A 6975-nucleotide genomic window follows, 5' to 3' on the forward strand; every position below is an offset into this window, starting at 1 on the left:
AGGCGGGGCTGCCGCTGGGCGTGGCCTACGGCATCTGGGGAGCCACCGGCGTCGCGCTCACCGCGGGCCTGTCCGCGCTGATCTTCGCCGAGCCACTGACCCCGCTGATGGTGGCCGGTATCGCGGTCATCATCGCCGGCGTCCTGTGCGTCGAACTCGGATCCCAGCGCGCTCGCGCCCGAGCGGTAGGGGCCGCGTGATGGCGTGGGGTTACCTCGTCGTCGCCATCTGTTGTGAGCTCGCGGCGACCCTCTCCCTCCGCAAGGCCGTCGACGACGCGCGGTGGTACGCCGCCGTCGTGCCCGGGTACCTGATGGCGTTCGTGTTCCTGTCCCTCACCCTGGCCGCCGGCATGCCGCTCGGCGTGGCCTACGGCATCTGGACCGCCGCCGGTGTCGCCCTGGCCGCGGTGTTCAGCCGCCTGCTGTTCCGCGAGCCGCTCACGCCGCTGATGGGTGCCGGGATCGTCCTCATCGCCTGCGGCGTGCTGCTCGTCGAACTCGGCGCGGACGCCTGACCGCGGTTAGGCGACCCTATCCCCCGCAGGTAGGCGGGGTGTGCCGCACGCGCCCGTCGAGAAACCTGCACACGGTGTGCATAAGCGCAGGCCAAGGCCGTGACAGCGCCACTAGAACGGGTTACAGTCTGCGCATGACTCTCGCGCCCGGAACCCCCGCCCCCGACGTCTTCAGCCCCGGAAAGATCGGCAACGTCACGCTGCGGAACCGCATCGTCAAGGCCGCCACCTTCGAGGGCCGGTGTCCCCGTGGGCGGATCACCGACGAGCTCATCGAGTTCCACACCGAGTACGCCCGAGGCGGGGTCGGTATGACGACCGTGGCCTACCTCGCCACGTCGCCCGAGGGTCGCACCGATAAGCACCAATACCACTGGGGTATGGACGACGGCGGGATGCTGCGCAAGCTCACCGATTCGGTCCACAACGAGGGTGCCGCGATCTCCGCCCAGGTCGGCCACGCCGGTGCGGTCGCCAACGGCGCCTCCAACGGGATGACCCCGCTCGGTCCGTCGCGCATCCCCGCGCCCACCGGCCTGGCCATCACCAAGGCGTGCACCCTTGCCGATATCGACCGGATCGTCGAGGACCACGTCCGTGCCGCGCGTGGCGCCTACGAGGCCGGCTTCGACGCCATCGAGGTGCACTTCGGTCACAACTACCTCGCCAGTGAGTTCCTCAGTCCGAGGCTCAACCGCCGGAAGGACGAGTACGGCGGGTCGCTGGAGAACCGCGCCCGCTTCGCCCGCCGTATCGGCCGTGCCATCCGCGACGCCATGGGCGACACGATCGCCGTCACCATGAAGCTCAACATGGACGACGGCGTGCCCGGCGGCTTCTGGATCGACGAGGCGCGGCAGGTCGCCAGGTGGCTGGAGCAGGACGGCTCGGCCGACGCGCTGGTGATGACTGTCGGCAGCTCCCTGCTCAACCCGATCTACCTGTTCAAGGGTGACGCGCCGCTGGAGGAGTTCGCCGCCACCCAGCCGCCCGTGATCAAGATGGGCATGAAGGTCGTCGGACCGAAGATGTTCAAGGAGTACCCCTACACCGACGCGTACATGTTCGACGACGCCCGCCAGATCCGCGAGGCCGTCGACCTGCCGATGATGCTGCTCGGCGGCATCGTCGACCGACCGTCCATCGACAAGGCGATGAACGCGGGCTTCGAGTTCGTCGCCATGGGCCGCGCTCTGCTGCGCGAGCCTGACTTCCCCAACACGCTCAGGGAGGACGAGCGTCGTCGCTCGCTGTGTGTCCACTGCAACCGGTGCATTGCCACCATCTACAGCGGGAGCCGATGCGTGCTGCGCGAGTACGTGCCGCCGATCCCGCCGCGCGGCGGCCACGACACGCTCCAGGCGACCAAGCTCACGCCGCAGGTCTGAGAGAGCAGGTCTGAGAGGGGGCCCGAGAGAGGGGACGCGCCCGACCGACACCGCCTCGACGGCACCCGCGGGCCGCTACGGTGAGCACATCAGGCGGTCCGCTGCCGACGACGCGGGCCGGGACAGGGGAGCAGATGTCGAGGCGACGCATCAGGGAGTACAGAGGCAAGGTCTGCGTGGTGACGGGCGCGGCCAGCGGGATCGGTCGGTCGACGGCGATCCGGCTCGCCCGTGAGAGGGCCCGTCTCGTCCTCACCGACCGTGACGCCGACGGGCTGGCATCGGTCGAGCAGGCCTGCCGCGACGCGGGTGCGCCCGTCCTGGCCGCCGAGGCGCTCGACATCACCGACCACGACGCGGTCCTCGTCTTCGGCGAGCGCGTCATCGCCGCGCACGGGGCCCCCGACGCGGTCTTCCACGTCGCGGGCAACTCGGCATGGGGTCGACCAGACCTGCTCGAGCACCGCGTGTGGCGGTCGATGGTCGAGGTCAACCTCATGGGTACCGTCCACGTGGTGGAGGCGTTCGTGCCGGCCATGATGACGGCCGGTAAGCCCTCGGCCCTCGCCCTGGTCTCCTCGGCCGCCGGTCTGCTCGGTCTGCCGTGGCACGCCGCCTACAGCGCCGCCAAGTTCGGCATCCGCGGGATCGCCGAGGTGCTGCGCTTCGACCTGGCGCCCTACGACATCGGGGTCCACCTGGTCTGCCCCGGCGGCGTCGACACCCCGCTGGTCGAGACGATCGAGATCGCGGGTGTCGACCGCTCGATGCCGGAGGTCGCCAGGACCGTCGACCAGTTCCGGCGTCACGCCGTCACGCCGGACGAGGCGGCCGAGAAGATGCTCGAGGGGGTGCGCAGGGGCCGCTACATCGTCTACACCTCGCCCGACGTCAGGGTGGGCTTCGCCGCCCAGAAATTCGCCCCGCCCCTGTACAACCTGGCGATGAGGCTGCTCAACCGGCGGATCACCAAGGTCGGACAGGGCATTCTCCCGTGAGGGGGATGGAGACCCTCCGCGACGCCGCCATCCTGCTGGCCCGCGTGGGCATCGGCGTGGTGTTCGTCGCGCACGGGTGGCAGAAGTTCTTCACGCTCGGGTTGGCGCGGGTGGGGGAGCAGTTCGCGGGCTACGGCATCCCGCAGCCGGAGGTCACCGCGGCGATCGTCGCCGGGGTCGAGCTCGTGGCCGGGGTCGCTCTCGTCGCGGGACTGCTCACCCCGCTCGCCGGGATCCTGCTCGGAGTGGACATGGCCGGCGCCCTGTACTTCGTCCACGCGACCCACGGCCCGTTCGTCACCCAGAACGGCTGGGAGCTCGTCGTGGCGCTCGGCGTGGGGGCGCTGCTCATCGCCGCCGTCGGCGCCGGGAGGTTCAGTATCGACAGGGTGCTGGGCGGCTGACGCCGGCGGCGGGGTGTCTCACTCGGCCGCCATCGCCCGCATCGCCGAGACCGGCAGGCCCTCCGGGTAGGGCGCGTCGATCCCGGCCTCGTCGAAGGCGTTGCGGATCCGTCGGCGCAGCTCCCGCTCGGTGGCCCACTGCGCGTTGGCCTGCGTCACGGCGGTCATCCGCAGCGACCAGAAATCCGCGTCCAGCGCGTTGACGCCCTGCAGTTCCGGCCCGGAGATGAGGTTCGAGGCGATGGGCTCCTCGGCCGCCGCCTGCTTGGCGGTCTCGATAGCCACGGTGCACGCCCGGTCGACGTCGGCGGTGTAGGACACGGGGATCTCGAGGAACGCCACGCCGAAGTCCTGGCTGTAGTTGCCGACGCGGGCGATGTCGCCGTTGCGGCAGTACCACAGGGTGCCGTGCAGGTCGCGCAGCGAGGTGATGCGCAGGCCCACGTGCTCGACGGTGCCCTCGGCCTCGCCCAGGTCCACCCAGTCGCCGACGCCGTACTGGTCCTCGAAGAGCATGAACAGCCCGGACAGGAAGTCGCGGACGAGGGTCTGGGCGCCGAAGCCGAGGGCGACGCCCACGATCCCCGCGGAGGCGATGAACGGCGCGACGTTGACGCCGAGTATCGCCAGGGTCTGCAGGACCACCCAGACCAGGACGACGAACGACACGAGCGACTTGAGCACCGAGCCGATGGTCGCCATCCGCTGGGCGCGCCGCTGCGCGCGGCGCTGCTCGGCCCGCACGTGCTCGGCGTCGCGGCGGCGGTCGTGCCTCTTCAGCCTCGCGGCGGTGAGGCCCCCGCTCTCGTCCGCGCTGACGTCGCCGTCGTGGCCGTCCGTGTCGTGCGCCGATCCGGCCTCGTCGTCGCGCCGGTCGGCCCTCTCCTGGCGGCGTCGCCGCCACCCGGAGACCGACCCGTCTCTGGAGGGGGCGGTGACCCGGTCGATGCCGCGGTGCAGCAGCCAGCGCACCACCAGGGCCAGCACGATGTAGATGGCGATCGTGACCGGTTTCTCGACCAGCCACTGCTGGGTCACGTCGCTCATCGGGAGATCGGCGAAGGGAATGGGTAGCTCGTTCACCTCCGCGACGCTACTGACGGCCCGGCGGGTCCGTCACCACGAAATGGGGGCCCGGGCGCGATGCACAGCGGCTGCTCAGGACGACCGGGGCGGGCCGAGGCGGCCGATCAGCGCCAGGACGGCAACCAGAGCTGGTGGTTCCACTCGGTCTGCGTGATCGGCAGGCCGGCGAGGATCGGCAACATGTAGATGAAGTTCACGATCACCAGCGCGAGGTACACGCTCACGATCCCGCGCCCGATGAGCTGCCGCTGGCGGGAGTCGGTGGCCTTGCCGGCGATCTCGCCGAGCACCAGCGCGATGAGCATGACGAAGAACGGCACCATGACGGAGGCGTAGAAGAAGTACATCTGCCGGTCGTGCTGGAAGAACCAGGGCAGATACCCCGCCATGTAACCGACCAGCGGGAAAGCGTAGCGCCCGTCGCGGGAGACGACCGCGCGCCAGAACGCCCACGCCAGCACCGGAATCGCCAGCCACCAGATCGCGGGCGTGCCGATCAGCATGATCGCGCGGACGCACGTGGCCTCACCGCACCCGGCCACGCCCTCGCCCTGCTCGACGTAGTAGAGCATCGGCCGGAGGCTCATGGGCCAGGTCCACGGCTTGGACTCCCAGGGGTGCCGGTTGCCGGCGGAGGTGGTCAGCGAGGAGTGGAAGTCCAGGACCGATGACTGGTAGTACAGCCACGACTGCAGCGCATCGGGCAGCCAGGTATCGGCGACCTTCTCGGGGACGGCGTGCCGGTACACGGAGTTCTCGCCCGCGAACCACGGGAGCCACGTGAACAGGTGCAGGATCGCGGGCCAGATCACCAGGGTGAGGAAGGCGGGCACCGCGTCGCGCAGCAGCGCGCCGGCGAGCGGGCGGTGGATGCCGTAGCGGCTGCGCAGGGCCCAGTCCCAGGCGACGGTCATGAGGCCGAAGAAGGCGATGAAGTACAGGCCGGACCACTTCACGCCGAGCGCGAGGCCGAGCATCACGCCGGCGGTGAAACGCCACCAGCGGAATCCCAGGCGAGGGCCGAGTTCGGAGAGGTGGAGCCGGCCCTCGACGGCGGCGCGGTGCATGCGACCGCGCATCTGGTCGCGGTCCACCAGCAGTGCGCCGGCGGCGGCCACGACGAAGAGCACCTGGTAGATGTCCAGCATGCCGATGCGAGAGGTCACGAAGGTGACGCCGTCCAGGCACAGCAGCAGGCCGGCGACGAAGCCGAGCTGGGTGGAGCGGGTCAGCCGCCGGGTGATGCGCATGACCATGAGCACCACGAGCACCCCCGCCAGCGCGGCGGTGAACCGCCAGCCCATGGGGGTGTAATCGAAGAGCAGCCCGCCGAGGGACTGGATCTGCTTGGCGACGGGCGGGTGGACGACGAGGCCGTAGGCGGGGTTCTCCTCGATGCCCAGCCGGGCGATGTCGTACGACTGCGGCGCGTAGTGCTTCTCGTCGAAGACCGGGGTGCCCTTGTCGGTTGCCGAGGCCAGTCCCCAGAACCGCGAGACGAACGCCAGGACCAGGACGACGCCGGTGACGATCCAGTCGCGGGCCGTGTCGACCGGGCCGGTGTCGGGGGCGGGCAGCGGACGTCCGGGGGACCGCACGCCGGGGGTCGAGGTCACGAGCCGAGCATAGTGTGGCCCCCGCGCCGCCAGGGGACACGCCTCACCCGGCGGATAGGGTGGTCGGCATGACGTCCGGACGTGTCGTGTTGGCGGCCACCCCCATCGGGAACCCGGGTGACGCCTCGGATCGCCTGCGCGACGTGCTGGCCACGGCGGACATCGTCGCCGCGGAGGACACCCGTCGCCTGCGTTCCCTCGCCACGGCACTGGAGGTCACCATCCGGGGCCGCGTGATGAGCTTCTTCGAGCACAACGAGGCGGGCCGCGTGCCCCAGCTGATCGACCGCGTGCGCGCGGGCGACACCGTGGCCGTGGTGACCGACGCGGGCATGCCGGCGGTGTCGGATCCCGGGTATTCGCTGGTGGTGGCGTGCATCGAGGCGGGCCTTCCGGTGACGTGCCTGCCGGGGCCGTCGGCGGTGACCACCGCGCTGGTGCTCAGCGGCCTGCCGGTCGACCGCTTCTGCTTCGACGGGTTCCCGCCGCGGCGGGCCGGCCGCCGCCGGACCTGGTTGGCGCGGCTGGCGGCGGAGGAGCGCACGTGCGTGTTCTTCGAGTCCCCGCACCGGCTGGCCGACACCCTCGCCGAGGCCGCGCAGGTGCTCGGCGCGGACCGCCGGGCGGCGGTGTGTCGCGAGCTGACCAAGACGTACGAGGAGGTCCTGCGCGGCACGCTCGGCGAGCTCGCCGAGCGCACGGCGTCCGGTGTCCTGGGGGAGATCGTCGTGGTGGTGGCCGGGGCGGACGCGGCCGACTCCGCCGCGACGCTCGAGGACCTCGTGGAGATCGTCGAGGAGCGGGTCGAGGCGGGGGAGCGGCTCAAGGACGCGTGCGCGGCGGTGTCGGAGGGGTCGGCGGTGACCAAGCGGGAGCTGTACCAGGCCGTCCTCGACGCGCGCGGCTGACGGGCCCGACCCGCCACTCCCCCGTTACCTTTATTGAACCTCCGGTGGTCGGAGGTCT

The 6975-nt window shown here is 70.9% G+C and carries 8 protein-coding genes; 6 read left to right on the plus strand and 2 right to left on the minus strand.

The window, feature by feature from the left end; genetic code table 11:
• The 5 genes from G6030_RS02475 to G6030_RS02495 form a co-directional block, all read left to right on the plus strand.
• The coding region (locus tag G6030_RS02475; RefSeq protein ID WP_241724108.1) for an SMR family transporter at positions 1-200 on the plus strand (200 nt) is incomplete at its 5' end.
• Complete coding sequence (locus tag G6030_RS02480; protein ID WP_182642098.1) at positions 200-517, plus strand: SMR family transporter; 318 nt, start codon at positions 200-202, stop codon at positions 515-517. The genes G6030_RS02475 and G6030_RS02480, both read left to right, overlap by 1 nt.
• 134 nt (positions 518-651) lie before the next feature.
• A complete protein-coding gene (locus G6030_RS02485; protein WP_182642099.1) occupies positions 652-1905 on the plus strand; it encodes an NADH:flavin oxidoreductase in 1254 nt (417 codons plus the stop codon).
• A 134-nt stretch (positions 1906-2039) separates the two neighbouring features.
• Positions 2040-2903, plus strand: coding sequence for an SDR family oxidoreductase (locus tag G6030_RS02490; protein WP_182642100.1), 864 nt, complete (start codon positions 2040-2042; stop codon positions 2901-2903).
• A gap of 5 nt (positions 2904-2908) precedes the next feature.
• Entirely contained in the window at positions 2909-3307 is a 399-nt protein-coding gene (locus G6030_RS02495) for a DoxX family protein (protein ID WP_007632033.1), read from the plus strand.
• 18 nt (positions 3308-3325) lie between these two features.
• Here the strand turns inward: G6030_RS02495 and G6030_RS02500 are convergent, their stop codons facing one another.
• Positions 3326-4354 (minus strand): mechanosensitive ion channel family protein, encoded by a 1029-nt coding sequence (locus tag G6030_RS02500; RefSeq protein WP_182642102.1) that lies wholly within the window; start codon positions 4352-4354, stop codon positions 3326-3328.
• Positions 4355-4497: 143 nt separating this feature from the next.
• Entirely contained in the window at positions 4498-6009 is a 1512-nt protein-coding gene (locus G6030_RS02505) for a phospholipid carrier-dependent glycosyltransferase (protein ID WP_182642101.1), read from the minus strand.
• Between the two features lie 68 nt (positions 6010-6077).
• Here G6030_RS02505 and rsmI point away from each other — a divergent pair, with 68 nt between their 5' ends.
• Positions 6078-6917, plus strand: a complete 840-nt coding sequence (gene rsmI / locus G6030_RS02510) for a 16S rRNA (cytidine(1402)-2'-O)-methyltransferase (protein WP_061229795.1) — start codon at positions 6078-6080, stop codon at positions 6915-6917.
• Positions 6918-6975 lie beyond the last annotated feature (58 nt).

Origin of the sequence: Dietzia sp. E1 (assembly GCF_014145015.1) — a bacterium.
GTDB classification, from domain to species: Bacteria; Actinomycetota; Actinomycetes; order Mycobacteriales; family Mycobacteriaceae; genus Dietzia; species Dietzia cinnamea_A.

Excerpts from the sequence above, each read along its gene's own strand:
- G6030_RS02480 (WP_182642098.1), top strand. The coding sequence starts at position 200 with ATGGCGTGGGGTTACCTCGTCGTCGCCATCTGTTGTGAGCTCGCGGCG.
- G6030_RS02485 (WP_182642099.1), top strand. The coding sequence starts at position 652 with ATGACTCTCGCGCCCGGAACCCCCGCCCCCGACGTCTTCAGCCCCGGA.
- G6030_RS02490 (WP_182642100.1), top strand. The coding sequence starts at position 2,040 with ATGTCGAGGCGACGCATCAGGGAGTACAGAGGCAAGGTCTGCGTGGTG.
- G6030_RS02495 (WP_007632033.1), top strand. The coding sequence starts at position 2,909 with ATGGAGACCCTCCGCGACGCCGCCATCCTGCTGGCCCGCGTGGGCATC.
- G6030_RS02500 (WP_182642102.1), bottom strand. The coding sequence starts at position 4,354 with ATGAGCGACGTGACCCAGCAGTGGCTGGTCGAGAAACCGGTCACGATC.
- rsmI (WP_061229795.1), top strand. The coding sequence starts at position 6,078 with ATGACGTCCGGACGTGTCGTGTTGGCGGCCACCCCCATCGGGAACCCG.